Annotated in this window: 39 protein-coding genes; 38 read left to right on the top strand and 1 reads right to left on the bottom strand. The window is 47.7% G+C overall.

Annotated elements, in window-relative coordinates; all coding sequences use genetic code 11:
• Positions 1-8 precede the first annotated feature (8 nt).
• The 38 genes from rplC (at position 9) to ltrA (ending at position 21,792) form a co-directional block, all read left to right on the top strand.
• Positions 9-650, top strand: a complete 642-nt coding sequence (rplC, locus tag SPSPH_RS02315) for a 50S ribosomal protein L3 (RefSeq protein ID WP_075752820.1) — start codon at positions 9-11, stop codon at positions 648-650.
• A 69-nt stretch (positions 651-719) separates the two neighbouring features.
• A complete protein-coding gene (rplD, locus tag SPSPH_RS02320; protein ID WP_075752822.1) occupies positions 720-1,346 on the top strand; it encodes a 50S ribosomal protein L4 in 627 nt (208 codons plus the stop codon).
• A complete protein-coding gene (rplW, locus tag SPSPH_RS02325) occupies positions 1,346-1,633 on the top strand; it encodes a 50S ribosomal protein L23 (protein WP_075752824.1) in 288 nt (95 codons plus the stop codon). Before rplD ends, rplW begins: the two co-directional genes overlap by 1 nt.
• Before the next feature lie 29 nt (positions 1,634-1,662).
• Entirely contained in the window at positions 1,663-2,502 is an 840-nt protein-coding gene (gene rplB / locus SPSPH_RS02330; protein WP_075752826.1) for a 50S ribosomal protein L2, read from the top strand.
• 117 nt (positions 2,503-2,619) lie between these two features.
• A complete protein-coding gene (gene rpsS / locus SPSPH_RS02335) occupies positions 2,620-2,901 on the top strand; it encodes a 30S ribosomal protein S19 (RefSeq protein ID WP_075752828.1) in 282 nt (93 codons plus the stop codon).
• A 50-nt stretch (positions 2,902-2,951) separates the two neighbouring features.
• On the top strand, positions 2,952-3,284 hold the full coding sequence (gene rplV, locus SPSPH_RS02340) for a 50S ribosomal protein L22 (RefSeq protein WP_075752830.1): 333 nt from the start codon (positions 2,952-2,954) through the stop codon (positions 3,282-3,284).
• Between the two features lie 24 nt (positions 3,285-3,308).
• Positions 3,309-3,983, top strand: a complete 675-nt coding sequence (gene rpsC / locus SPSPH_RS02345) for a 30S ribosomal protein S3 (RefSeq protein ID WP_075752832.1) — start codon at positions 3,309-3,311, stop codon at positions 3,981-3,983.
• A complete protein-coding gene (gene rplP, locus SPSPH_RS02350) occupies positions 3,983-4,459 on the top strand; it encodes a 50S ribosomal protein L16 (RefSeq protein ID WP_075752834.1) in 477 nt (158 codons plus the stop codon). The genes rpsC and rplP overlap by 1 nt, the downstream gene beginning before the upstream one ends.
• Positions 4,449-4,646, top strand: a complete 198-nt coding sequence (gene rpmC, locus SPSPH_RS02355) for a 50S ribosomal protein L29 (RefSeq protein WP_075752836.1) — start codon at positions 4,449-4,451, stop codon at positions 4,644-4,646. The genes rplP and rpmC overlap by 11 nt, the downstream gene beginning before the upstream one ends.
• A 42-nt stretch (positions 4,647-4,688) precedes the next feature.
• Complete coding sequence (rpsQ, locus tag SPSPH_RS02360; RefSeq protein ID WP_075752838.1) at positions 4,689-4,949, top strand: 30S ribosomal protein S17; 261 nt, start codon at positions 4,689-4,691, stop codon at positions 4,947-4,949.
• An 82-nt stretch (positions 4,950-5,031) separates the two neighbouring features.
• Positions 5,032-5,400 (top strand): 50S ribosomal protein L14, encoded by a 369-nt coding sequence (rplN, locus tag SPSPH_RS02365; RefSeq protein WP_075752840.1) that lies wholly within the window; start codon positions 5,032-5,034, stop codon positions 5,398-5,400.
• 19 nt (positions 5,401-5,419) lie between these two features.
• Positions 5,420-5,758 (top strand): 50S ribosomal protein L24, encoded by a 339-nt coding sequence (rplX, locus tag SPSPH_RS02370; RefSeq protein WP_075752842.1) that lies wholly within the window; start codon positions 5,420-5,422, stop codon positions 5,756-5,758.
• A gap of 30 nt (positions 5,759-5,788) precedes the next feature.
• Positions 5,789-6,334, top strand: coding sequence for a 50S ribosomal protein L5 (gene rplE, locus SPSPH_RS02375; RefSeq protein ID WP_075752844.1), 546 nt, complete (start codon positions 5,789-5,791; stop codon positions 6,332-6,334).
• A gap of 62 nt (positions 6,335-6,396) precedes the next feature.
• On the top strand, positions 6,397-6,582 hold the full coding sequence (locus SPSPH_RS02380) for a type Z 30S ribosomal protein S14 (protein WP_075752846.1): 186 nt from the start codon (positions 6,397-6,399) through the stop codon (positions 6,580-6,582).
• Positions 6,583-6,615: 33 nt separating this feature from the next.
• Complete coding sequence (gene rpsH, locus SPSPH_RS02385) at positions 6,616-7,014, top strand: 30S ribosomal protein S8 (protein WP_075752848.1); 399 nt, start codon at positions 6,616-6,618, stop codon at positions 7,012-7,014.
• Between the two features lie 23 nt (positions 7,015-7,037).
• Positions 7,038-7,589, top strand: coding sequence for a 50S ribosomal protein L6 (gene rplF, locus SPSPH_RS02390; protein ID WP_075752850.1), 552 nt, complete (start codon positions 7,038-7,040; stop codon positions 7,587-7,589).
• Positions 7,590-7,627: 38 nt separating this feature from the next.
• Positions 7,628-7,996, top strand: coding sequence for a 50S ribosomal protein L18 (gene rplR / locus SPSPH_RS02395; protein WP_075752852.1), 369 nt, complete (start codon positions 7,628-7,630; stop codon positions 7,994-7,996).
• A gap of 17 nt (positions 7,997-8,013) precedes the next feature.
• A complete protein-coding gene (gene rpsE / locus SPSPH_RS02400) occupies positions 8,014-8,514 on the top strand; it encodes a 30S ribosomal protein S5 (RefSeq protein ID WP_075752854.1) in 501 nt (166 codons plus the stop codon).
• Between the two features lie 12 nt (positions 8,515-8,526).
• Positions 8,527-8,712, top strand: a complete 186-nt coding sequence (rpmD, locus tag SPSPH_RS02405; protein WP_075752856.1) for a 50S ribosomal protein L30 — start codon at positions 8,527-8,529, stop codon at positions 8,710-8,712.
• 48 nt (positions 8,713-8,760) lie between these two features.
• Positions 8,761-9,201 carry a 50S ribosomal protein L15 gene (gene rplO / locus SPSPH_RS02410; protein WP_075752858.1) on the top strand — a complete coding sequence of 147 codons (441 nt, stop codon included), beginning with the start codon at positions 8,761-8,763 and terminating at the stop codon, positions 9,199-9,201.
• Positions 9,202-10,458, top strand: a complete 1,257-nt coding sequence (gene secY, locus SPSPH_RS02415; RefSeq protein ID WP_075752860.1) for a preprotein translocase subunit SecY — start codon at positions 9,202-9,204, stop codon at positions 10,456-10,458. It begins immediately after the preceding gene.
• A 12-nt stretch (positions 10,459-10,470) separates the two neighbouring features.
• Complete coding sequence (locus SPSPH_RS02420; RefSeq protein ID WP_075752862.1) at positions 10,471-11,124, top strand: adenylate kinase; 654 nt, start codon at positions 10,471-10,473, stop codon at positions 11,122-11,124.
• Positions 11,121-11,867, top strand: a complete 747-nt coding sequence (map, locus tag SPSPH_RS02425; RefSeq protein WP_075752864.1) for a type I methionyl aminopeptidase — start codon at positions 11,121-11,123, stop codon at positions 11,865-11,867. The genes SPSPH_RS02420 and map overlap by 4 nt, the downstream gene beginning before the upstream one ends.
• A gap of 13 nt (positions 11,868-11,880) precedes the next feature.
• The gene (locus tag SPSPH_RS02430) at positions 11,881-12,183 is read left to right on the top strand and encodes a KOW domain-containing RNA-binding protein (RefSeq protein ID WP_075752867.1); all 303 of its coding nucleotides are present in this window, start codon (positions 11,881-11,883) and stop codon (positions 12,181-12,183) included.
• Between the two features lie 3 nt (positions 12,184-12,186).
• Entirely contained in the window at positions 12,187-12,405 is a 219-nt protein-coding gene (infA, locus tag SPSPH_RS02435; protein WP_021168717.1) for a translation initiation factor IF-1, read from the top strand.
• Positions 12,406-12,491: 86 nt separating this feature from the next.
• Complete coding sequence (rpmJ, locus tag SPSPH_RS02440) at positions 12,492-12,605, top strand: 50S ribosomal protein L36 (protein WP_028971919.1); 114 nt, start codon at positions 12,492-12,494, stop codon at positions 12,603-12,605.
• 26 nt (positions 12,606-12,631) lie between these two features.
• Positions 12,632-13,003, top strand: coding sequence for a 30S ribosomal protein S13 (gene rpsM, locus SPSPH_RS02445; protein WP_075752869.1), 372 nt, complete (start codon positions 12,632-12,634; stop codon positions 13,001-13,003).
• A gap of 13 nt (positions 13,004-13,016) precedes the next feature.
• Complete coding sequence (gene rpsK, locus SPSPH_RS02450) at positions 13,017-13,409, top strand: 30S ribosomal protein S11 (protein ID WP_075752871.1); 393 nt, start codon at positions 13,017-13,019, stop codon at positions 13,407-13,409.
• Positions 13,410-13,433: 24 nt separating this feature from the next.
• A complete protein-coding gene (gene rpsD, locus SPSPH_RS02455) occupies positions 13,434-14,066 on the top strand; it encodes a 30S ribosomal protein S4 (RefSeq protein ID WP_075752873.1) in 633 nt (210 codons plus the stop codon).
• Between the two features lie 64 nt (positions 14,067-14,130).
• Entirely contained in the window at positions 14,131-15,090 is a 960-nt protein-coding gene (locus tag SPSPH_RS02460; protein WP_075752875.1) for a DNA-directed RNA polymerase subunit alpha, read from the top strand.
• Between the two features lie 15 nt (positions 15,091-15,105).
• Positions 15,106-15,444 carry a 50S ribosomal protein L17 gene (rplQ, locus tag SPSPH_RS02465; protein ID WP_075752877.1) on the top strand — a complete coding sequence of 113 codons (339 nt, stop codon included), beginning with the start codon at positions 15,106-15,108 and terminating at the stop codon, positions 15,442-15,444.
• 147 nt (positions 15,445-15,591) lie between these two features.
• Entirely contained in the window at positions 15,592-16,422 is an 831-nt protein-coding gene (locus tag SPSPH_RS02470) for an energy-coupling factor transporter ATPase (RefSeq protein WP_075752879.1), read from the top strand.
• A complete protein-coding gene (locus SPSPH_RS02475; RefSeq protein WP_075752881.1) occupies positions 16,413-17,282 on the top strand; it encodes an energy-coupling factor transporter ATPase in 870 nt (289 codons plus the stop codon). Before SPSPH_RS02470 ends, SPSPH_RS02475 begins: the two co-directional genes overlap by 10 nt.
• Positions 17,272-18,072: an energy-coupling factor transporter transmembrane component T family protein gene (locus SPSPH_RS02480; protein ID WP_075752883.1), complete on the top strand. Its 801-nt coding sequence runs from the start codon at positions 17,272-17,274 to the stop codon at positions 18,070-18,072. The genes SPSPH_RS02475 and SPSPH_RS02480 overlap by 11 nt, the downstream gene beginning before the upstream one ends.
• 4 nt (positions 18,073-18,076) lie before the next feature.
• The gene (truA, locus tag SPSPH_RS02485) at positions 18,077-18,814 is read left to right on the top strand and encodes a tRNA pseudouridine(38-40) synthase TruA (protein ID WP_075752885.1); all 738 of its coding nucleotides are present in this window, start codon (positions 18,077-18,079) and stop codon (positions 18,812-18,814) included.
• A gap of 248 nt (positions 18,815-19,062) precedes the next feature.
• Complete coding sequence (rplM, locus tag SPSPH_RS02490) at positions 19,063-19,500, top strand: 50S ribosomal protein L13 (protein ID WP_075752887.1); 438 nt, start codon at positions 19,063-19,065, stop codon at positions 19,498-19,500.
• Positions 19,501-19,523: 23 nt separating this feature from the next.
• Positions 19,524-19,916, top strand: coding sequence for a 30S ribosomal protein S9 (gene rpsI / locus SPSPH_RS02495; protein ID WP_075752889.1), 393 nt, complete (start codon positions 19,524-19,526; stop codon positions 19,914-19,916).
• A 487-nt stretch (positions 19,917-20,403) separates the two neighbouring features.
• Positions 20,404-21,792 carry a group II intron reverse transcriptase/maturase gene (gene ltrA / locus SPSPH_RS02500; RefSeq protein WP_075752891.1) on the top strand — a complete coding sequence of 463 codons (1,389 nt, stop codon included), beginning with the start codon at positions 20,404-20,406 and terminating at the stop codon, positions 21,790-21,792.
• Between the two features lie 188 nt (positions 21,793-21,980).
• Here ltrA and SPSPH_RS23495 read toward each other — a convergent pair whose 3' ends face one another.
• Positions 21,981-22,553: a transposase gene (locus SPSPH_RS23495; protein WP_422396973.1), complete on the bottom strand. Its 573-nt coding sequence runs from the start codon at positions 22,551-22,553 to the stop codon at positions 21,981-21,983.
• Between the last annotated feature and the right edge of the window lie 287 nt (positions 22,554-22,840).

The following is a 22,840-nucleotide window of genomic DNA, read 5'->3' on the forward strand; positions in this document are numbered from 1 at the left end:
TGCGATAAATGGCTAAAGGAATTTTAGGAAAAAAACTGGGTATGACCCAAATCTTTACGGCTGAGGGTAGAGTTATTCCGGTTACTGTTATTGAAGCCGGCCCCAACGTCGTAGTACAAAACAAGACAGTTGAAAATGATGGCTACAATGCAGTGCAGCTTGGGTTTGGCGCTGTCAAAGACAAACATGTCAACAAGCCGATGAAGGGTCACTTTGCAAAGGCCAACGTCAAACCGGTAAAATTCATTCGTGAGCTGCGCCTGCCTGGAGCTTCTGAATATACAGTAGGTCAAGTTCTGAGCGCTGATGTATTCAGCGAAGGAGAACTCATTGATGTGACCGGTACTGCTAAAGGAAAAGGCTTTGCCGGCGGCATTAAGCGGCATAACTTTGCTCGTGGACCTATGGGTCACGGTTCCAAATCCCATCGTGAGCCTGGTACCATCGGTTCCAGAATGAGCGGTGGCGGTGGTAAAGTATTCAAAGGCAAGAAACTTCCCGGACGCATGGGCGGACAAAAAGTAACCGTTCAGCGCCTGCAAGTTGTTCGTGTGGATGTGCCCCGTAACCTGCTGTTGGTTAAAGGCGCGGTTCCCGGACCTAAAGGCAGTTTCGTTGTTGTTAGAAATACAGTAAAACCCGTTAAGTAATCTTAGGCTTGCGACTTTGCGGCAAACCGCAAAGCGTGGGCTCATAGCATCGAAAGGAGGATGTGCTATATGCCGAAAGTGGCAATATATGATATGACCGGTGCACAAACCGGTGAAATGGAACTCAATGATAACGTATTTGGCGTAGAAATAAACGAAGCCGTGGTTCATCAGGCTGTTGTTATGCAACTGGCAAGCCAGCGTCAAGGCACTCACGCGACTAAGACCAGAGCAATGGTACGCGGTGGCGGCAGAAAACCCTGGAAACAAAAAGGTACCGGCCGGGCACGGGCTGGCACCATCCGTTCCCCATTGTGGGTGGGTGGCGGCACTGTATTTGGACCGCATCCGCGCAGCTACAAATTCAGCATGCCGAGAAAAGTCCGCCGTTTGGCGATTAAATCAGCACTGACTGCGAAAGTGAATGCTGGTGGCCTGGTGGTTGTTGAAACCATTAATTTTGAAGCTCCAAAAACCAAAGATGTAATAAAATTCCTTGGTAACTTTGAAGCACAGGAAGCCAAAGCCCTCATCATCACCGCAGACAATGACGAGATTGTAGCAAAATCGTCCCGTAACCTTCCTGGTGTAAAAGCCATTGGAACTATTGGACTTAATGTATACGATCTGCTGCACCATGATAAAGTGCTGGTAACCAAAGAGGCAGTCGCCAAGATTGAGGAGGTGCTGGCATAATGGCAAATCCACGCGACGTACTTCTTAGACCATACATTACTGAAAAAACCACAGCATTGATGGCTGAAAACAAATACACTTTTGTTGTGCCGCTTACCGCCAACAAAATTGAAATTCGCCAAGCTGTTGAACAAATCTTCAAAGTAAAAGTTCTTGATGTTAACACAATCCGCGTAATGGGTAAAACCAAGCGGATGGGCAAGAACCTTGGCAAACGTTCGGACTTCAAAAAAGCCATTGTAAAACTGGCTCCCGGCGAGCGTATTGAATTCTTTGAAGGTGTATAACCAGAATTTCCTAAAAAGGAGGGGCACACATGCCAGTTAAAAGTTTTAAACCATACGCTCCTGGCAGAAGATTTATGACGGTAGCCGATTTTTCGGACATTACCGCAGATCGTCCCGAGCGTTCCCTGACCGAGCGCCTGCAAAAACACGCCGGTCGCAACCAGCAAGGTCGTTTGACTGTCCGGCATCAAGGCGGCGGCCACAAGCGTCTGTATCGTATCATTGACTTTAAGCGCAACAAAGACGGTATTCCGGCAAAAGTTGCTACTATTGAATATGATCCCAACCGTTCGGCACGGATTGCACTGCTGCATTATGCTGACGGCGAAAAGCGTTATATTCTTGCTCCTAACGGCCTTAAAGTAGGCGATACCATTATGAGCGGCCCGGAATCTGATATCAAAGTGGGCAATGCATTGCCGCTTAAGAATATGCCGGTAGGTACGCAAATCCATAACATTGAGATGAAAATCGGTAAAGGCGGCCAAATGGTTCGTTCAGCCGGTGCTTCGGCTCAGCTTATGGCTAAAGAGGGCAGCCACGCACTTCTCCGACTGCCGTCAGGCGAACTGAGAAAAGTTCATATTAACTGCCGGGCTACTGTTGGGCAGGTAGGCAATCTTGAGCATGAAAACATCACTATCGGCAAAGCCGGCCGTTCACGCTGGCTGGGTATCCGCCCTGCCAACCGCGGTGTTTCCATGAACCCGATCGACCATCCGCATGGTGGTGGCGAAGGCCGCTCGCCGGTTGGCCGCAAACATCCGGTTACTCCTTGGGGCAAATGCGCTATGGGTGCCAAAACCCGTAGAAGCAAAGCTTCTGATAAATTGATCGTTAAGAGACGTAGTAGTCGCGGCAGTCGATAAATTCGAAGTTCTTGGTTCGATACGTCGAAGCCCGCAGGGAAAGCCGGAGGGTGCTCCCGCGAACTTGCGAATATACGAACTCGCGAACATGCCAACACACGAAAGGAGGCTATTTAGGTGTCAAGATCCATTAAAAAGGGACCTTATGTGCATGAAAGCCTGCTCAAGAAAATTGATGCACTTAATGCCAATAACGATAAAAAGGTTATCAAAACCTGGTCACGCAGCTCGACCATTCTGCCAGCCTTTGTTGGTCACACCATCGCTGTCCATGACGGCCGCAAACATGTACCGGTATATGTTACTGAAGACATGGTTGGTCACAAGCTTGGCGAATTTGCGCCCACCCGGACTTACAAAGGCCACAGCGGCTCGGAACGGTCCACCGGCGTAAGATAGTACTCTTAGCAAAAATCCGGAACTGATAATAGCCGGAAGGGGGTTAAATAATGGAAGCTAAAGCAATTGCCAGACACATTCGCATTGCTCCCCGTAAAATCCGCATCGTAATTGACTTAATTCGCGGCAAGAACGTGGGCGAGGCTTTTGCAATTTTAAAGCATACTCCGAAAGTCGGAGCTGAGGTTTTGGAAAAGGTACTGAAATCAGCTATCGCTAATGCTGAGCACAACTATGACCTGAACGTTGATGCACTTTACATCTCACAGGCGTTTGTTGATCAGGGCCCGACCTTAAAACGCATTCATCCGCGTTCACGCGGTCAGGCGTTCAAGATTTTAAAGCGTACCAGCCACGTAACATTGGCCGTTAAAGAAAGATAAGCTAGGACGAAGGAGGGAAATTTAGTGGGTCAAAAAGTTAATCCGCATGGTCTTCGCCTTGGCATTATCAAAACTTGGGATGCAAGATGGTATGCCGATAAAGACTATGCTAAAAATCTGCATGAAGATATCAAAATCCGTGATATGCTGAAAGAAAAACTTTACACTTCAAATGTGTCGCAAATCATTATTGAGCGTGCGGCTAACCGGGTGAAAGTTACTATTCATACTGCTAAGCCAGGTATGGTAATCGGACGTGGCGGCAGTGGGATTGAAAATATCAAAAAATGGCTTAAAGAGCTTACCGGCAAAAACATTGACGTAAACATTGCCGAAATCAAGCAAGCCGAACTGGATGCTACCTTAGTTGCGGAAAACATTGCCGCTCAGCTTGAAAAGCGTATTGCTTTCCGCCGGGCGATGAAGCAATCAGTAACCCGTACCATGCGTATGGGAGCAAAAGGAATCAAAGTAATGGTTGGCGGTCGTTTGGGCGGCGCTGAAATTGCCCGTACCGAAAGCTACCGTGAAGGCAGTATTCCTTTGCACACCCTGCGTGCCGATATTGATTACGGCACAGCAGAAGCACACACCACCTATGGCCGTATTGGCGTAAAAGTTTGGATTTACAAAGGCGAAATTCTGCCTGAAGCCAAAAAAACTGTTGTCGCCGCTGCCGTTGAAGGGGGCGAAAAATAATGCTGATCCCAAAAAGAGTAAAGCATCGCAAACAATTCCGCGGACGTATGACCGGTAAAGCCACTAAAGGCAATACTGTATCCCATGGCGAATTCGGACTTGTTGCTCTCGAGCCGGCTTGGATTACCAACCGTCAAATCGAAGCAGCCCGTATTGCTATGACCCGTTACATTAAACGGGGTGGTAAAGTTTGGATCAAAATATTCCCGGACAAGCCGATTACTGCTAAGCCGGCCGAAACTCGCATGGGTAGCGGTAAAGGTTCACCTGAATATTGGGTAGCTGTTGTTAAGCCAGGTCGTGTTATGTTTGAAATGGACGGTGTGGCTGAAGAAGTAGCCCGTGAAGCTATGCGTCTGGCAGCTCACAAACTGCCGATCAAAACCAAATTCGTTAAGCGGGAGGATACCGCTCATTTGGATATGGACGCACCGGGCGTCAATGCTAAACTGGGTGGTGAAATAAATGAAGGCTAATGATATCCGCGATATGAGTGCAGCCGAACTTGACCAAAACCTGAACAAGTTAAAAGAAGAATTGTTCAACCTGCGGTTCCAACACGCAACCGGCCAATTGGATAACCCAATGCGGATTCCTGCCGTCAAGAAAACAATTGCCCGTATCAAAACCGTTCAGCGTCAACGTGAACTTAAGGCCCAGTAATTTGGGGGCGCAATGTTAATGAGTGAAGGGAGGCAATGACTAGTGACCGTTGAAAGAAACGAACGCAAGGTCCGGATTGGCAAAGTCGTAAGCGACAAAATGGAAAAAACAGTTGTAGTGGCCGTGGAACGTTTAGTACGGCACCCACTGTACCATAAATCGGTTAAACAAACCGTGAAGTTTAAAGCTCATGATGAGAATAACGAAAGCCATATCGGCGATACCGTTAAAATTATGGAAACCCGCCCGCTTTCCAAAGAAAAACGCTGGCGCGTAGTGGAAGTTCTCGAAAGAGCAAAGTAGTATTTAGTTAAACCAAGCAAGCTAGCTTCTAATGCTCGGCTGCCACGCGCATCGAGCCTCATGAGGAAGGAGGATAAGCACTATGATTCAACAGCAGACCATCATGAATGTTGCTGATAATACCGGCGCCAAACAAATTATGTGCATCCGCGTACTGGGTGGCTCATATCGCCGCTATGCCAACATTGGCGATGTTATCGTTGCATCCGTTAAAGACGCTACACCCGGTGGCGTTGTCAAGAAAGGCGATGTAGTTAAAGCCGTTGTCGTTCGCTCCAAAAAAGGATTACGCCGTCCGGACGGCTCCTATATCCGGTTTGACGAAAATGCCGCAGTTGTTATTAAAGAAGACAAAAGCCCGAGAGGTACACGGATATTTGGACCAGTAGCCCGCGAGCTCAGGGACAAAGAATTCATGAAAATTATCTCACTGGCACCGGAAGTTATCTAGATTAAGGAGGTGTCCTTAAGTGTCAGAAGCTCAAAAGCTGCACGTTAAAAAAGGCGACAAAGTCGTCGTGCTGTCTGGTAAAGACAAAGGCAAAGAAGGCAAAATAGTTGAAGCTCTGCCGAAAAAGGGCAAAGTTGTGATTGAAGGCGTAAACAAAGTAAAACGCCACACTAAGCCGAGCCAAAAAGCTCCCCAGGGCGGCATTATTGTGAAAGAAGCTCCTATTGCTTCGGCCAAAGTTATGCTTGTTTGCCCGGCATGCGACAAACCTACCCGCATTAAAAAATCGCAGCAGGCCAGTGGCTCGTTTGTCCGTGCCTGCAAAAAATGCGGCGAAGTTATTGATAAAGATAAGTAAAACCATTCTTTCCTGAAAGGAGGTTAACTCATGGCTACAACCAGACTTAAAGAAAAATATGCAAATGAAGTAGCGCAAGCTATGATGCAGAAATTTGGATACAAAAACGTCATGGAAATTCCCAAAGTCGAGAAAGTGGTTATCAACATGGGTGTTGGCGAAGCAGTAGGCAACCCCAAAGTTCTCGATGCGGCTGTAAATGATATGACTTTAATCGCCGGTCAAAAACCGGTTATAACCAGAGCAAAAAAATCCATCGCTGCTTTCAAAATTCGTGAAGGTATGCCGATTGGTGCCAAAGTTACCATGCGCGGTGAACGGATGTATCAATTCCTTGATAAACTGTTCAACATCGCATTGCCCCGGGTACGTGACTTCCGCGGTATTAACCCGAAAGCTTTCGACGGACGCGGCAACTATACGCTTGGTGTTAAAGAGCAATTGATCTTCCCGGAAATTGACTACGATAAAGTGGACAAAATCCGCGGTATGGATATCATCATTGTTACCACCGCCAAGACTGACGAAGAAGCAAGAGAGTTACTGAAACTAATGGGTATGCCATTTAGCGCATAATTGAATCTGTCCATTAACGCCCGTCTCTAGATGGGACAGTTTAAACAGAAGGAGGGAATTCGGTGGCCAAAAAGGCTTTGATTGAGAAATGGAAAAACGAGCCTAAATTTAAGGTGCGTAAGTATAACCGCTGCAAAATTTGCGGACGTCCGCACGGATATATGCGTAAATTCGAAATGTGCCGGATTTGTTTCCGGGAACTGAGCTACAAAGGCGCCATTCCTGGAGTAACCAAGGCAAGCTGGTAGTAGCAGCAACATATAGGAAGGGGGTTCTAACACATGGTAATGACCGATCCGATTGCAGATATGCTTACGCGCATTCGCAACGCCAACTCGGTTTATCACGATAAAGTCGAGATTCCGGCATCGAAAATTAAACAAGCCGTAGTCCAAATCCTGAAAGACGAAGGTTTTGTTAAAGATTACGACATGATCCAAGATGGCAAGCAGGGAATGCTGCGGGTTAGCCTAAAATACGGCCCAAATCGCGAAAAAGTAATTACAGGAATCAAGCGCATTTCTAAGCCCGGTCTTCGCGTTTATGCTAAGAAAGAACAGTTGCCGCGCGTACTGGGTGGTCTCGGGATTGCGATTATCTCAACATCAAAAGGCATCATGAGCGATAAAACCGCTCGTAAAGAAGGTCTGGGCGGCGAAGTAATCGCATACGTTTGGTAGTCTAGTGATACAGGAGGTGCAATATGTCTAGAATTGGTAGGACTCCCATAGCTGTTCCTGCTGGCGTTACCGTAACCATCGGCGACAGCAATTTCGTAACAGTTAAAGGCCCTAAAGGCGAACTGACCCGCCAACTCCACCCTGATATGATTATCGAGCTGGAAGGCAGCGTCATCAACGTCAAGCGGCCTACAGATAATAAACAACACCGTTCGCTCCACGGTTTGACCCGGACGTTGGTCAGCAATATGGTAACCGGAGTAACCCAGGGTTTCGCGAAAACCTTAGAGATTGCCGGTGTAGGCTATCGTGCTGCTAAAGCTGGTCAAAAACTGGCGCTTACCTTAGGCTTCTCCCATCCGTTGGAAGTTGAACCGCCTACAGGTATCACCATTGATGTTCCCGCACCTAACCGGATTGTTGTCTCCGGTATTGATAAAGAAGCGGTCGGTGCACTTGCTGCTAAAATTCGCGGTTATCGCGAACCGGAACCGTATAAAGGTAAAGGCATCAAATACGAAGGCGAAATTATCCGCCGCAAAGTCGGTAAAGCCGGCGGTAAAGGCAAGAAATAAACTCAAAAAAGGTAATTTAGGCGAAAGGAGTGAACACCTTGCTGCGTAAACCAAGCAAAAACATCGCGCGCCAAAAGCGGCAATTAAGAGCACGGAAAACTCTGATTGGCACCGTTGAACGCCCGCGTCTAAACGTATTCCGCAGTTTGAAGCATATTTATGCTCAGATTATCAACGATAAAACCGGTACTACCTTAGTAGCGGCCAGCACACTGGATAAAGACATCAGTGCTAAAGTTGAATACGGTGGAAATACAGATGCAGCCAAAGCTGTAGGCGAGGCAATCGCTAAACGGGCCCTCGAAAAAGGAATCACTAAAGTGGTATTTGACCGCGCCGGCTATATCTATCACGGCCGCGTGGCTGCTCTGGCAGCTGCTGCACGCGAAGCCGGACTTGAATTCTAAGAAAAGGAGGGAAATTAGTGGCTAGAATTGATTATACCGGTCTTGACCTTAAAGAAAGAGTAGTGTTCATTAACCGGGTTGCTAAGGTAGTAAAAGGCGGCAGACGCTTTTCCTTCAGTGCGCTGGTAGTTGTCGGCGACGGCGACGGCCATGTCGGTTTCGGCTTGGGCAAAGCTGCCGAAGTACCGGAAGCTATTCGTAAAGGCGTAGAAGACGCTAAAAAAAGTCTTATCAAGGTTCCTCTTGTCGGCACCACCATTCCCCATCAAATTACAGGTGAATTTGGCGCAGGCAAGGTATTGTTAAAGCCTGCCTCCGAAGGTACTGGCGTAATTGCCGGCGGTCCGGCCCGTGCGGTGCTTGAACTTGCTGGTATTAAAGATATCTTAACCAAATCACTTGGTTCATCTAATGCCAACAACGTAGTACGTGCCACCATAGTCGGCCTTAGCCAACTTAAACGCGCTGAAGAAGTTGCCAGCCTGCGCGGCAAGACCGTTCAGGAACTGTTGGGTTAAGGAGGTAACATCATGGCGAAAATCAAAATTACTTTGACCCGTAGCTTGATTGGCAGACCCGAAGACCAACGCGCAACCGTAAAAGCTTTAGGTCTCAAGAAAACCAACAGCTCGGTCGTACAGGAAGATAATGCGGTAATCAGAGGCATGGTTCGCAAAGTAGAACACCTTGTTACTGTAGCAGAAGTAGCTGAATAAATTACAAAATGGCGTTAGCCAATATACTAGTTCAAGGAGGTGCTGTTAATGAAATTACATGAATTAGCTCCAGCGCCTGGTTCAAAAAAAGTTCGCACCCGTGTAGGCCGTGGACTTGGTTCCGGTCTTGGTAAAACTTCCGGTAAAGGCCACAAAGGTCAAAAAGCCCGTGCCGGCGGCGGTGTGCGTCCTGGTTTTGAAGGCGGCCAAAAGCCCTTGTACTTAAGATTGCCCAAACGTGGCTTCACCAATATATTTGCCAAAGAATACAGCGAAGTTAACGTAGCTGTACTCAACCGCTTTGATAACGGAACGGTGGTTGATCTTGAGGCATTGGTAGAAGCTGGTGTAATCAAAAAAGTGCTTGACGGTCTTAGAATCTTAGGCAATGGCGAGCTTAACAAGGCTCTAACAGTAAAAGCCAATGGCTTTACTAAGTCGGCCGCTGAAAAAATTCAGGCAGCCGGCGGTTCTGTCGAGGTGATTTAATTGCTGGCAGGGCTCTCGAACGTTTTAAAGATTACCGAACTGAGGCAAAAGGTAGTATTTACCTTAATTATGTTCCTGGTGTTTCGCTTAGGCACACATATCCCGGTACCGGGAGTGAATGCCTCTGTCATCGAGCAGCTGTTTACTCAAGGTAATCTGTTTGGGCTTCTGGATATGTTTTCAGGTGGTGCTCTCAGCAAGTTTTCAATTTTTGCGATGAGCATAACGCCCTATATCAATGCCTCGATTATCATGCAGCTACTCACCGTAGTTGTACCGAAATTTGAGCAATGGTCCAAAGAAGGCGATGAAGGTCGTAAAAAAATTACCCAAATTACCCGCTATGGTACTGTTGTGCTTGGTTTTATCCAAGCCATTGGTATGGCCTTTGGCCTAAAAGTAGCTATCATCAACCCCGGGGTTGGCTCCATCCTTCTTGTGGCGATTACCCTGACCGCAGGAACGACGTTCCTAATGTGGGTGGGTGAGCAAATCACCGATAAAGGGATTGGGAACGGTATCTCGCTTATTATCTTTGCCGGTATCGTATCAAGCCTGCCGGGTGGCATCTATACGATGTTTGAGTATTTGAGTGCCGGAACAATTAGTATATTTAGTCTGCTATTGTTCTTAATAATTGGTTTGGCCATGATTGTATTTGTTATCGCAATACAGCAAGGCCAGCGCAGAATTCCTGTTCAGTATGCCAAACGGGTAGTTGGCCGGAAAATGTATGGTGGCCATTCTACTCACATTCCGCTGAAAGTAAATCAAGCGGGCGTTATTCCGATAATCTTTGCGTCATCTGTGCTGATGTTCCCAGTAACCATTGCTCAGTTTATTAATGTACCCTGGGTAAAAACCGTGGCAGAGTGGTTTGCGTGGGGCACGCCGATACAAACAGTTTTGTATGCGCTCTTAATCGTGTTCTTTACGTATTTCTACACTGCGGTTACTGTGAATATATCAGATATGGCAGAGAACATGAAAAAACACGGCGGATTTATTCCGGGCATCAGGCCGGGTAAACCCACCGCCGATTATTTAGACCGGATTATGACCAGAATTACCCTGGCCGGATCCATATTCTTGGCCATCATCGCCATATTGCCAAACTTCATCGGAGCCATAACCAATATCCAGGGAGTGTATTTTGGCGGTACAGCTCTGCTCATTGTAGTAGGCGTGGCCTTAGACACCATGAAGCAAATTGAGGCGCTGGTACTCATGCGTCATTATCAAGGCTTCATGAAGTAGGAGGTAGTGGTCATGTTTATTCTGTTAATGGGCCCGCCTGGTGCCGGTAAAGGCACCCAGGCGGCCAAACTGGTAGAGAAATTCAAAATTCCCCATATCTCCACAGGAGATATGTTCCGGGCAGCCGTTAAAGAAGGCACCGAGCTTGGAAAACAGGCTAAAGCCTGTATGGATGCGGGTCAACTGGTGCCAGACAGTGTCACTATCGGCATTGTCAAAGAGCGCCTGGCGAAAGAGGATTGCCAAACAGGTTTTATCCTTGACGGTTTTCCCCGTACCACTGTCCAAGCCGAAGCGCTTGACCGCACATTGACAGAGCTCGCCATTAAGCTTGACCGGGTTATTAATATTACGGCTCCGAGTTCAGAATTGGTTGGCCGTATGACCGGCCGCCGGATTTGCAAAAGCTGCGGTGCTACGTATCATGTAGCCTTTAATGCTCCGCAAAAAAGCGGCGTTTGTGACAAATGTAATGGCGAACTGTACCAGCGGGCTGATGATACGGAAGAAACGGTAGTCAACCGCTTATCGGTATATCAAGCGCAAACCCAGCCACTGATTGAGTATTATCAGGATAAGGGACTATATACCGAAATTAACGGGCTTCAACCGATTGACGATGTTCTAAATGATATTGTCGGCAGCTTGCGAGGCGGCCAAGTATGATTATCTTAAAGTCACAAAGGGAACTTAATTACCTGCGTGATGCCGGGCGAATAGTGGCCGAAACGCTTGCAGAAATAAAAAAAGCGGCGCAACCTGATGTCACTACGCTTGAACTTGACAGGATTGCTGAGCAGTATATTAAAAGCAAGGGTGCAACGCCGGCATTTAAAGGCTATCACGGCTTCCCCGGCAATATCTGCGCCTCGATCAACGATGAGGTAGTACATGGCATTCCTGGATTAAAAAGGTTAAAAACTGGAGATAATGTAAGTATTGACATTGGCGCTTTCATTAATGGTTATTGTGGTGACGCTGCGATAACTGTTGCTATCGGTGAAGTAGACGCTGAAGTTGAGAAACTTATCGAAGTAACCGAGCAGTCGTTATATAAAGGGATTGAGCAAGCTATCGCAGGAAATCGCCTGGGCGATATCTCCCATAGCATTCAAGCCTACGCTGAGGGGCATGGTTACGGTGTGGTGCGCGATTTTGTCGGGCACGGCATCGGCAGGAACATGCACGAAGATCCGCAAGTACCTAACTATGGGCTTCCCGGACGCGGCCCGCGATTAAAAGCTGGTATGACATTAGCAATAGAGCCTATGATTAACGCAGGGACTCATGAGGTCAAGACCTTGAGTGACAACTGGACAGTAGTGACTGCTGACGGCAAGCGTTCGGCTCATTTTGAACACACCATTGCCATTACGGCCGATGGTCCGGAAATATTAACAAAACTATAGGAGGAGACGGCTTGTGCCAGATGGAACTATAATCCCGGGGCACATTGTAATATCATCAGCAGGACGTGATGCTGGCCACGCTTATATGGTAATAGGGTGGTATAAGCCGCAAACTCTTCTGGTAGCTGACGGACGCGGACGTAAAGTCACCAGTCCTAAGAAAAAGAACGTTAAACACGTAAGAAGGCTTTCTATTGCTAATCCTATGACGGAAACAGTCACCGGTGCTCTAACAATTACCGATGAAAACATCCGTCAGGCGCTCGCCCAATTTAGGCGGCCGGATAAGCTGGTAAAAGCGGACGAGGAGGAATAGCTCATGTCCAAACAAGATGTAATTGAAGTGGAAGGTACAGTCGTTGAGGCTCTGCCTAACGCTATGTTCCAGGTAAAATTGGAGAACGGTCATATTGTACTGGCGCATGTATCAGGAAAAATTCGCATGAACTTTATTCGGATTTTACCTGGCGATAAAGTTACTATTGAACTAACACCGTACGATTTGAAACGCGGCCGTATTACCTATAGGTTTAAATAGGTTGTTAGTTATCGGTCGTCGGTCGTCAGGTTCTGTCCTGACAACTGGCCACTGACGGCGGATGACCGCTAAAGGGAGGTTTAATTATGAAAGTAAGGCCATCAGTTAAGCCTATATGTGAGAAATGCAAAATCATCAAACGGCATGGCCGGGTAATGGTGATTTGTGAAAATCCCAAACATAAACAAAAACAAGGCTAAAAAAAAGTGAGGGGGTGGATTAAACCATGGCACGTATTGCCGGTGTAGACTTACCGCGTGACAAACGCATTGAAATTGCTTTAACATATATCTATGGTATTGGACTTACCTTATCAAAAGAGATCCTTGCCAAGACCGGAATCAACCCGGACACCAGGACTCGGGACTTGACTGAGGAAGAAGTTGCTAAACTGCGTGAATCCATTGACAAAAACTATCACGTAGAAGGCGACCTTCGTCGGGAAGAAGCTCTAAATATTAAGCGGCTCATTGAGATCGGCTCTTATCGTGGCAAGCGGCATCGCATGGGTCTTCCTGTACGCGGTCAGCGTACCAAGACCAATGCCCGTACCCGCAAAGGCCCGAAACGGACTGTCGGCGCTAAAAAGAAGAAGTAAGGAGGGGTAACCTTTGGCTCAAAAGAAAGTTGCAAGACCAAAACGCAGAGAACGTAAAAATATAGAACATGGTGTTGCTCATATTCGTTCGACTTTTAACAACACCATCGTCACCATTACTGATACCAGAGGCAATGCCATTTCCTGGGCAAGCGCTGGCGGACTGGGCTTTAGAGGATCGCGCAAAAGCACACCGTTTGCTGCTCAAATGGCTGCCGAAACTGCAGCTAAAGCTGCCATGGAACATGGCCTCAAGCAAATCGAAGTATTTGTAAAAGGTCCCGGATCAGGCCGTGAAGCGGCTATCCGCTCCCTTCAGGCTGCTGGCCTTGAAGTAAATATGATTAAAGACGTAACACCCATTCCGCATAATGGATGCCGTCCGCCGAAAAGAAGAAGAGTTTAAGGAATTGGGAGGTGTTTGGTAAGAATGGCAAAATATACAGGACCTGTTTGCAGATTATGCCGCCGCGAAGGTGCAAAACTGTATCTTAAAGGCGACAGATGCTATAGTGATAAATGCTCGTTCACAGAGCGCGGCTTTGCTCCCGGCCAGCATGGCGCCGGTCAAACCCGTAAAAAAGTTTCCGAATATGGCATTCAGCTGCGGGAGAAGCAAAAAACCCGCCGTATTTACGGTGTGCTTGAACGCCAATTCCACAACTACTTTGTAAAAGCTGACCGCCAAAAAGGCATTACCGGTGAAAACCTTTTGGTAATGCTGGAAAGAAGACTTGACAATGTTGTTTTCCGCATGGGGCTGGCTGAAAGCCGTAACCAGGCAAGACAACTGGTACGTCACGGACTTATCAGAGTTAACGGCCGCCGCGTCAACATTCCGTCTTTCCTGGTAAAAGCAGGCGACGCTGTTGGTGTACGCGAAGAAAGTAAACAATCACCTATTATCAAAAAAATTGCTGAATCTTTAGGATCTAAGCAAGCTCCGGCTTGGCTTGAAGTGAATGCTGAAGATATGAGCGGTAAGGTTATGCGCTACCCCACCCGGGAGGAAATTGATATTCCTATCCAGGAGCATCTCATTGTCGAGTTGTATTCAAGATAATCTGCCCTCAACCGTGGCGATGGCGTAACGTAAGAGTTTGGCCAAATGAGGAGGGTTTTTCCGGATGATTGAAATCGAAAAACCGAAGATCGATATAGTGGAAATAAGTGAAGACAACCGATATGGCAAATTTGTATGGGAACCGCTTGACAGGGGCTTTGGCATTACGCTGGGCAACAGTTTAAGACGGGTACTTCTCTCCTCTTTGCCTGGCGCGGCTGTAACCTCGGTGAAAATCGACGGTGTACTTCACGAATTTGCCACTATCCCCGGTGTTCGGGAGGACGTCACCGACATAATTCTCAACCTAAAAGAATTGTGTATTAAAATGCATAGTGACGAGCCAAAAGTTTTACTGGTTGAAGCGTCTGAAGACGGTGAAATCACCGCAGGCGATATTAAGGCCGACGCTGACATTGAAATTCTAAACCCTGAACTCCACTTGGCGACAGTAGGTGCCGGCGGCAAGCTCCGCATGGAAATCATGGTTGAAAAAGGCAAAGGCTATGTACCGGCTGACAAAAATAAAAAGCCCGACCATGTCATCGGGGTTATACCTATTGACTCCATCTTCTCGCCCATTGTCCGCGTCAATTATAACGTATCCGACACCCGTGTCGGCAACGTAACCAATTATGACAAGCTGACATTGGAAGTATGGACAGATGGCAGTATGCGTCCCGAAGAAGCTGTCAGCAAAGCTGCTGGCATAATGGTGTCGCACCTGAAATTATTTCAAAATATTGCCGGAGAACCTCCTGAAGAGGATGAGGGTCAGGGTTTGGTTTCTGAAGAACCGGCTGAGGGTAAAAACAGGACAATGGAAATGACCATTGAAGACCTGGACCTCTCGGTGCGTTCTTACAACTGCTTGAAACGGGCCGGAATCAACACTGTGGCTGAACTTGTACAAAAGAGCGAAGAAGATATGATGAAAGTTCGCAACTTGGGCAGGAAGTCACTGGAAGAAGTTAAGAAAAAGATTGTTGAAATGGGTCTGTCACTTGCAGAACACGAAGAGTAAAGGGAGGGAAGAGTTGTGGCCTACAGAAAGTTAGGACGGGACACCAGTGCGCGTAAAGCGTTGTTTCGCAGCATGTTAACTTCCTTCTTTGCATATGAGCGTATTGAGACAACAGAAGCTAAGGCAAAAGAAATCAGCGGCATGGCCGAAAAAATGATCACTTTAGCCAAGCGGGGCGACCTGCATGCACGTCGCCAAGTGTTATCAAGCCTCTACGACGAAGAAGTTGTAACAAAACTGTTTGATGTAATTGCCCCTAAATATGCTGAGCGTCAAGGTGGTTATACCCGGGTGCTTAAGCTGGGACCGCGTCGCGGCGATGCAGCTCCGATGGCGATTATCGAATTAGTGTAACACGTAAAAGACGAGGGCGGCCCGGCGGGTCGCCTTTATTCTTACAAACTATCGGTTTCCTATTCAAATGTCTGACAAGAAGTTATACAATAGACTTGGCGGACTACTAGTCAGCGTACTTTTCGCAAAAGGGGTGCAGCACCTCATATGGGAGAACTTATTAAAATTGAAAACATGCGTCATACCTATCCCGGCTATGATGGCCAGGAGGTCCATGCGCTTACCGATATTAATCTCACCGTTGAACAGGGTGAATTTCTTGCCGTCATTGGCACCAATGGTTCGGGAAAATCAACCCTGGCAAAACATCTCAACGCCCTTATCCTGCCCACCGGCGGTAAGTGCCTGGTAGCCGGCATGGATACTTCCGACCCGGCTAACGTGTGGAACATTCGCCAGCAAGTAGGCATGGTGTTTCAGAATCCTGACAACCAAATTGTGGCTGCGATTGTGGAAGAAGATGTAGCCTTTGGCCCGGAGAATTTAGGTGTACCACCTGCGGAAATTTCCCGGCGGGTGACCGAATCACTGGCACTGGTTAATATGGAGGAATACCGTCATCATGGTCCCCATCTCCTATCCGGCGGACAAAAGCAGCGGGTAGCTATTGCCGGTGTATTGGCAATGCGGCCCAAATGCCTGGTGCTTGATGAACCTACGGCCATGCTGGACCCCCGTGGGCGCAAGGAAGTGCTTGATACCGTGTACCGGTTAAATAAGGAAGGTATTACTGTTGTTTATATTACCCACTTCATGGAAGAAGCGGTTGCTGCCCATCGGGTAGTGGTTATGGAGCAAGGCAAGGTTGTCCTGGAAGGGACACCGGCAGAGGTCTTCTGTCAGGTAGAAAAGTTAAAAGCTATGGGCTTAGATGTTCCGGCAGCGGCAGAAGTGGCTGCCTGCCTGCGGGAGCAAGGCATGACACTGGACGAAACGATAATAAGTGATGAACAACTGGTGGTGGCGCTATGTCCATAAGCTTTGAAAACGTTACCTACACCTATATGCCGAAAACTCCTTATCAGCGGACTGCTATCCAGAATATTAACCTCACCATCCAGAATGGCGAGTTTGTCGGCATTATTGGGCACACCGGTTCAGGCAAATCCACGCTTGTGCAGCATATGAACGGACTGATTACCCCTACCTCCGGCCATGTGCGCGTGGAAGGCATTGACTTAAAGGACAAGAATCAGGCGGCGCGGGATGCCAGACGGCGGGTAGGCATGGTCTTTCAATATCCGGAGCACCAGCTGTTTGAAGAAACCATCTACCAGGATATTGCATTCGGACCTAAAAACTTGAGCATACCGGAAGAGCAAATCGAGAGCCGGGTACGCCGGGCGATGGATTTTGTCGGCCTGGATTTTGCCACCTTTAAAGACCGTTCCCCGTTTAACCTGAGCGGCGGTCAAATGCGCAGGGTAGCCATTGCCGGCGTTATTGCCCTCGAGCCCGCCTATCTGGTGCTGGATGAACCGGCGGCCGGGCTTGATCCGCGCGGGCGTGACGAGATCTTTGGTCAAATTGTCAAGCTGCACCAGCAAACAGATACAACCGTCATATTGGTATCACATAATATGGAGGACGTCGCCCGGTTTGCCACCCGGGTACTGGTGATGAACGGCGGACAAATTACTCTTGACGGGCCGCCGGAGGATATTTTTACCCACGGACGGGAGGAACTTACCGCGGCAGGACTTGATGTACCGCCGCTTACCGCACTTATTGACAAGCTGCAGGCTAAGGGCTTGGCGATCAGCAATACCGCTCTGACGGCCGAAGCTGCGGCCCGGGAAATCTCTAAAGCCATTAGGGGGCGGACACATGCTCAATGATATTACACTGGGACAATACTTCCCCGGAAATTCGCCCATTCATTTGCTGGATCCCCGCACTAAAATCCTGGGTATTGTTCTTTATATTTTCACCATCTTTCTGGCGGAGGGCTATCTGGCGTACGCCATCCTGATAGCCTTTGCAGTTATGGCAGTGCTCATTTCAGCTATTCCTTTCCGGTTGGTCCTCAAGTCAATTAAACCATTATGGATTATCGTTTTACTGACACTGGCCATTCATGTTTTTACTACTCCCGGTAATGTGATCGGTAACCTGGGCCCGCTGACCGTCACCCAGGAAGGGACACGCATGGGCGTACTCATGTCGCTGCGGCTGGTGCTGCTTATTGCCGTATCCTCCCTGCTGACGTTTACCACTTCGCCCATTGCGTTGACTGACGGTATCGAGCGGCTGTTAAATCCGTTCCGCCGCCTGGGCGTACCGGCTCATGAGCTGGCGATGATGATGACCATTGCCCTGCGCTTTATTCCTACCCTGCTGGAAGAGACTGACCGGATTATGAAAGCACAGATGGCTCGCGGTGCAGATTTTGCTTCAGGCAATATTTTAAAACGGGCCAAAAATATGGTGCCGCTATTGGTGCCACTGTTTATCAGTGCCTTTCGCCGGGCTGATGAACTGGCTGTCGCCATGGAGGCCAGATGCTACCGCGGCGGCGAAAACCGCACCAGGATGAAAGAGCTTAAACTTGGTACGCGAGACATGCTGGCGGCTGTTGTGCTGGCAATATTGCCGGTAATACTGCTTGCTGTTAAGCATATAAAATAGCCCTATGAGAAACATTAAGCTTATACTGGCTTATGACGGCACCGCCTATCACGGCTTTCAACGGCAAGCAAACGCCATGACCATTCAGCAAATAGTAGAGGAGCGGCTTGCCAGGCTGTTCGGCCACCCTTTAAAACTTACCGGTTCAGCCCGGACCGATACCGGGGTGCACGCATATGGCCAGGTTGTCAACTTTTATACTCAAGGCACCATTCCCACCGAACGCATTGTCTTGGCGGCTAAAGGACTGCTGCCGCCGGATATTGTCGTTGTGGACGCCGCCGAAGAAACTCCCGGGTTTCATGCCCGCCGTTCAGCCACAGGGAAAATTTACCGCTACCGGCTTTTAAATACGAAATTGCCCAATCCGTTTGAACGGAATTATGCCTGGCATATTGCCACCAGGCTTGATGCCGCCCTGATGCATGAGGCGGCGCAAGCGGTTGTCGGTACGCATGACTTTTCTGCTTTTCGGGCAGCCGGGGGAGCGCCGGTAAGCCCGGTACGCACCATTATGGCGGCAGCCTGCCGTGAGGTTGGGACTTGTGGCATTGAATTTGAATTTTGGGGTACAGGCTTTTTATACCATATGGTGCGTAATCTGGTTGGGACGCTGGTAGAAGTAGGTGGACACCGCCGGACCCCTGGAGATTTTGCCAGGGTACTGGCAGGAGGTGACCGTCACGCTGCAGGCATTACCGCCCCGCCCCAGGGCTTGTATTTAATAGAAGTTAAATATTAGCACCTTGTCAGCCCAAATCCATGGTGTTATTGGCTTTTCAGCCCTGGTTTTGGCCCTGGCAGACGGCCAGTCCAAAATAATTTTATTCTGCCAAGGCATAACCCTTGACATCAACCCGCTAATTTATTACAATAGCGTTATGAGATTTTTGCCATGCATTCCATTAGCCCCGGAATTCAAGGTTTAAACAATCATAGTTTAGTCAAGCTTTAAACATAGTCCTTTAGCTTTTACGAGGAGGATAGACAATGAAAACTTTTATGGCAAACCCGGCCGACATCCAGCGTAAATGGTATGTCGTGGATGCTGAGGGCCAAACCCTTGGTAGACTGGCCGTTGAAGTCGCGAAAGTTCTTCGCGGCAAAAATAAACCGACCTTTACTCCCCATGTTGATACAGGTGACCATGTGATCGTGGTTAACGCGGACAAAGTGGTCTTTACCGGTAAAAAACTGGAACAGAAAACTTATTTCCGTCATTCCGGTTATCCTGGTGGAACCACTTTCACCACTGCCGGTAAAATGCTGGAAACCAAACCTGAACGCGTTATTGAAATAGCTGTTAAAGGCATGCTGCCGAAGAACAGCCTTGGACGTCAAATGTACCGTAAACTGAATGTTTACGCTGGCCCTAACCATCCGCATTCCGCGCAACAGCCGGAAGTGCTGGAACTTAATATTAGGTAATACCGGAAAGGAGGAACATATATATGGCATTGGTTACTTACTACGGCACAGGCCGCAGAAAAACCTCGGTTGCCAGAGTTCGTCTGGTTCCGGGAGAAGGCAAAATCATCGTGAATCAGCGTCCGCTGGACGAATATTTTGGTTTAAAAACTCTTGAGCTTATCGTTACTCAACCCCTGAACGTTACCGATACTGTCGGTAAATATGATGTTTTGGCAAAGGTTGAGGGCGGCGGTGTATCCGGTCAGGCTGGCGCAGTCCGCCATGGCATTGCCCGTGCACTCTTAAAGGTCGACGGTGAATTCCGTCTGCCACTGAAAAAAGCCGGTCTCTTAACCCGTGACCCGCGCGAAAAAGAGCGTCGTAAATACGGCCTCAAAAAAGCGCGTAAAGCTTCTCAGTTCTCGAAACGTTAATTTTATCAAAATGCGAACCCCCTGCAGGTCCACTCCTGCAGGGGGTTTTGTTTAGTTTGCCTCGAATGGGTGATAACTTGGTGGTGAAAGTCCACTACAGGCTTGGCAGTAGGAACTGTTAGCAGAGGGCAAGGGTGTCCGCCGTGAGGCGGAATCTGAAGTAAGCCTAATGCAAACCCTTGGTCTGACGAATAGAAACTACATATAAGGCATATGCAGGGAGGACGAGTTTGCTAACTAAAACAAAGTCCAATACTGCCCGAACCCTGTGGTGTAAATGTAGCAGATATATGAGGGGAAGGTTATCGCTCTTAACGGGGGAGGTCTCGCAAGGCTCCGAAAGACATAGGCAACCCCATGACACCCGGAGAACCCATGCAGTGATGTATGGCTAAATTGCAAGAAGTCAGCAGAGGTCATAGTACCGGATTTTTTTTCCGGGAAGGACCGAACAATAGTAGTCTTTGAACGAGAGGACGGTGAAGCAATGCAAAGAGAGCAGAAAACGACGAAAGTCGGCTACCGGTGTGAGGGTATGTTGGAAACAGAGAGTAATAGCGGAGCGCGGAGCATTGTTACGCCTGAAACCGCAGAGAAAGACGGTGCAAGTCGTTTGCTCGAAGCCATATTACACAGGGACAACCTCAATGCAGCCTACCTACGAGTAAAGCGAAACGGCGGCGCTCCGGGAGTTGACGGAATGGCAGTAGAAGAAATGCTGCCCTATCTAAAGGACCATAAAGAGGAACTGTTGGCAAGTATTCGTGCCGGATGGTACAACCCCAAACCGGTCAGACGAGTAGAAATACCAAAGCCAGACGGGGGAAAGAGAAACCTTGGAGTACCAACGGTCATAGACCGTATGGTACAACAAGCCGTAGTACAGGTAATGCAACCCATGTTTGAGCCCCATTTCTCCGAAAACAGCTACGGTTTCCGACCGGGGCGCAGCGCCCATCAAGCCATGAAGAAGGCCGAAGAATATTATAAGCAGGGTTATATCAGAGTCGTAGACATAGACCTCGCTAAATATTTTGATACAGTCAATCATGACATTCTCATAGATAGGATAAGAGAAGTAATTAAGGATGAGCACGTCATCAAGCTGATACGTAAGTTCTTAAAGAGCGGCGTTATGGCAAACGGCTTAGTCAGTCCGACAACGGAGGGAACGCCACAAGGAGGCAACCTTTCACCACTTCTCAGCAACATATACCTTACGGCTTTCGACCGAATGCTGGAAAGCAGAGGTCATAAGTTTGTAAGGTATGCGGACGACTGCAATATTTACGTCAAAAGTCAAAGAGCGGCCGAGCGGGTAATGACCAGCAGCACGAAATATCTTGAGAACAAATTAAAACTTAAGGTAAACCAGGAAAAGAGCAAGGCGGGGAGCCCATTAAAACTTAAATTCCTAGGTTTTTCCCTATTTAAGACAGGGAAAAGAATGGGTATACGGCCACATGCCAAGTCGATGGAGAAATTCAAGAACAAAATCAGGCAATTAACAAGCAGAAAGCAAGCCAAGCCTATCCCGGCAATTCTAAACAATATCAGGAAATATACAACCGGATGGTTAGGCTATTATGCAATAGCTGAAATGAGTTCCAAGATAAAATCTCTTAACGAATGGATACGCCGAAGAATAAGGCAAATCTTTTGGAAACAGTGGAAGAAACCCTCCGCAAAATTTAAGAACCTCATGCTCCACGGTATACCAAAGCAGAAGGCTAGAGAATGGTCTTATTCCCGACTAGGATATTGGCGTATTGCAGGTAGCTGGATTTTATGCAGGTCATTAACGAACGAATACCTCGCATCCATCGGCTATGATGATATAGCCAAAAGATACGAGGTATTGCACTTAAGCTATTGAACCGCCGTATACGGATCCGTACGTACGGTGGTGTGAGAAGTCGGCTACTCAACTAATGCGTAGCCTCTTACTCGATTTTAAGAACACTTAAAAACGAGTAAAAATTTAATCGCTAGTAACAAACTAGTGACAGGCTAGTTTGTCGACACGTTGATATTTAAAACAAATATTAATGTGAGGACTCAAAATTAATGTTGTTGCAAGTCAAAATTGGGATACAAAGATATTAGTTTTACCCTGGCATTATCCGCTGTAAAATGCCAGCTAACTTTCGATACTTTTTGGTTTCGTTCATTTTCCCAGCATCGCAATTGTGTCTTTAGACGAAACATAGTATCAATCCTTCGGGAAAGACATTGTCTGGTCATAACATTCAATTCGATTTCTGCTATGTTAAGCCAGCTTCCGTGTTTAGGCGTGTAATGTAGTTCTAAGCGTTTTATAATTCTTCGAGCTTCTTGCGGCGCAAAGACTTTATAAAGCGATGCTGGCCTATGTGTGTTTAGGTTATCCATTACTATGTGGTTACTGCAAACGAGTGTTTTATACTGAAAACAAACGCATGTTCTGTGGTGAGGTGCGACATGGAAAACAAATACAAAATATCTATCGGTATAACTGCTTATCATGGCAAGGACGGAAAAATAAAGTCCCTCTACATGCATTGGGAAGACGGTCGCAAGTTTGAGGTTGACCGCGTACTGTGGACGTTCGAATGGCAGCATCCTTAAAGGTTGGCGGACATGGCATGAGGTACACATGCAGAATTGCTGGCAAGCAGGTTTATTTGTTTTGCGTTGATGGTAAGTGGTTTATTGAGCGGTAAATATTACTCATGACCGGCAAGCCCCGGGCTTACTGGCGATACGGCTACATAGATTTATGCTTAAAGCCCAAAAAGCCTTTGTTTACAAGGGTTTCACGCAACGACAAACTAAAACATATAACCGAATAACCATACCCAACGCTGTCTGAATGGCACACAAGCTAAGGATGACATTTTTTCAATTCATGTACAGTTGACAAAGTTATTTTCTAACAACAATTT

Source organism: Sporomusa sphaeroides DSM 2875 (genome assembly GCF_001941975.2).
Lineage (GTDB): Bacteria > Bacillota > Negativicutes > Sporomusales > Sporomusaceae > Sporomusa > Sporomusa sphaeroides.

Excerpts from the sequence above, each read along its gene's own strand:
- rplF (WP_075752850.1), top strand. The coding sequence starts at position 7,038 with ATGTCTAGAATTGGTAGGACTCCCATAGCTGTTCCTGCTGGCGTTACC.
- rpmD (WP_075752856.1), top strand. The coding sequence starts at position 8,527 with ATGGCGAAAATCAAAATTACTTTGACCCGTAGCTTGATTGGCAGACCC.
- SPSPH_RS02470 (WP_075752879.1), top strand. The coding sequence starts at position 15,592 with ATGGGAGAACTTATTAAAATTGAAAACATGCGTCATACCTATCCCGGC.
- rplW (WP_075752824.1), top strand. The coding sequence starts at position 1,346 with ATGGCAAATCCACGCGACGTACTTCTTAGACCATACATTACTGAAAAA.
- rplC (WP_075752820.1), top strand. The coding sequence starts at position 9 with ATGGCTAAAGGAATTTTAGGAAAAAAACTGGGTATGACCCAAATCTTT.
- rplN (WP_075752840.1), top strand. The coding sequence starts at position 5,032 with ATGATTCAACAGCAGACCATCATGAATGTTGCTGATAATACCGGCGCC.
- rplV (WP_075752830.1), top strand. The coding sequence starts at position 2,952 with ATGGAAGCTAAAGCAATTGCCAGACACATTCGCATTGCTCCCCGTAAA.
- rplO (WP_075752858.1), top strand. The coding sequence starts at position 8,761 with ATGAAATTACATGAATTAGCTCCAGCGCCTGGTTCAAAAAAAGTTCGC.
- rplE (WP_075752844.1), top strand. The coding sequence starts at position 5,789 with ATGGCTACAACCAGACTTAAAGAAAAATATGCAAATGAAGTAGCGCAA.
- rpmC (WP_075752836.1), top strand. The coding sequence starts at position 4,449 with ATGAAGGCTAATGATATCCGCGATATGAGTGCAGCCGAACTTGACCAA.
- ltrA (WP_075752891.1), top strand. The coding sequence starts at position 20,404 with ATGCAAAGAGAGCAGAAAACGACGAAAGTCGGCTACCGGTGTGAGGGT.
- rpsI (WP_075752889.1), top strand. The coding sequence starts at position 19,524 with ATGGCATTGGTTACTTACTACGGCACAGGCCGCAGAAAAACCTCGGTT.
- SPSPH_RS02460 (WP_075752875.1), top strand. The coding sequence starts at position 14,131 with ATGATTGAAATCGAAAAACCGAAGATCGATATAGTGGAAATAAGTGAA.
- rpsH (WP_075752848.1), top strand. The coding sequence starts at position 6,616 with ATGGTAATGACCGATCCGATTGCAGATATGCTTACGCGCATTCGCAAC.
- rpsD (WP_075752873.1), top strand. The coding sequence starts at position 13,434 with ATGGCAAAATATACAGGACCTGTTTGCAGATTATGCCGCCGCGAAGGT.
- rpsM (WP_075752869.1), top strand. The coding sequence starts at position 12,632 with ATGGCACGTATTGCCGGTGTAGACTTACCGCGTGACAAACGCATTGAA.
- rplD (WP_075752822.1), top strand. The coding sequence starts at position 720 with ATGCCGAAAGTGGCAATATATGATATGACCGGTGCACAAACCGGTGAA.
- SPSPH_RS02475 (WP_075752881.1), top strand. The coding sequence starts at position 16,413 with ATGTCCATAAGCTTTGAAAACGTTACCTACACCTATATGCCGAAAACT.
- map (WP_075752864.1), top strand. The coding sequence starts at position 11,121 with ATGATTATCTTAAAGTCACAAAGGGAACTTAATTACCTGCGTGATGCC.
- SPSPH_RS02420 (WP_075752862.1), top strand. The coding sequence starts at position 10,471 with ATGTTTATTCTGTTAATGGGCCCGCCTGGTGCCGGTAAAGGCACCCAG.
- rplM (WP_075752887.1), top strand. The coding sequence starts at position 19,063 with ATGAAAACTTTTATGGCAAACCCGGCCGACATCCAGCGTAAATGGTAT.
- rpmJ (WP_028971919.1), top strand. The coding sequence starts at position 12,492 with ATGAAAGTAAGGCCATCAGTTAAGCCTATATGTGAGAAATGCAAAATC.
- SPSPH_RS02480 (WP_075752883.1), top strand. The coding sequence starts at position 17,272 with ATGCTCAATGATATTACACTGGGACAATACTTCCCCGGAAATTCGCCC.
- truA (WP_075752885.1), top strand. The coding sequence starts at position 18,077 with ATGAGAAACATTAAGCTTATACTGGCTTATGACGGCACCGCCTATCAC.
- SPSPH_RS23495 (WP_422396973.1), bottom strand. The coding sequence starts at position 22,553 with ATGTGTACCTCATGCCATGTCCGCCAACCTTTAAGGATGCTGCCATTC.
- rplP (WP_075752834.1), top strand. The coding sequence starts at position 3,983 with ATGCTGATCCCAAAAAGAGTAAAGCATCGCAAACAATTCCGCGGACGT.
- rplB (WP_075752826.1), top strand. The coding sequence starts at position 1,663 with ATGCCAGTTAAAAGTTTTAAACCATACGCTCCTGGCAGAAGATTTATG.
- infA (WP_021168717.1), top strand. The coding sequence starts at position 12,187 with ATGTCCAAACAAGATGTAATTGAAGTGGAAGGTACAGTCGTTGAGGCT.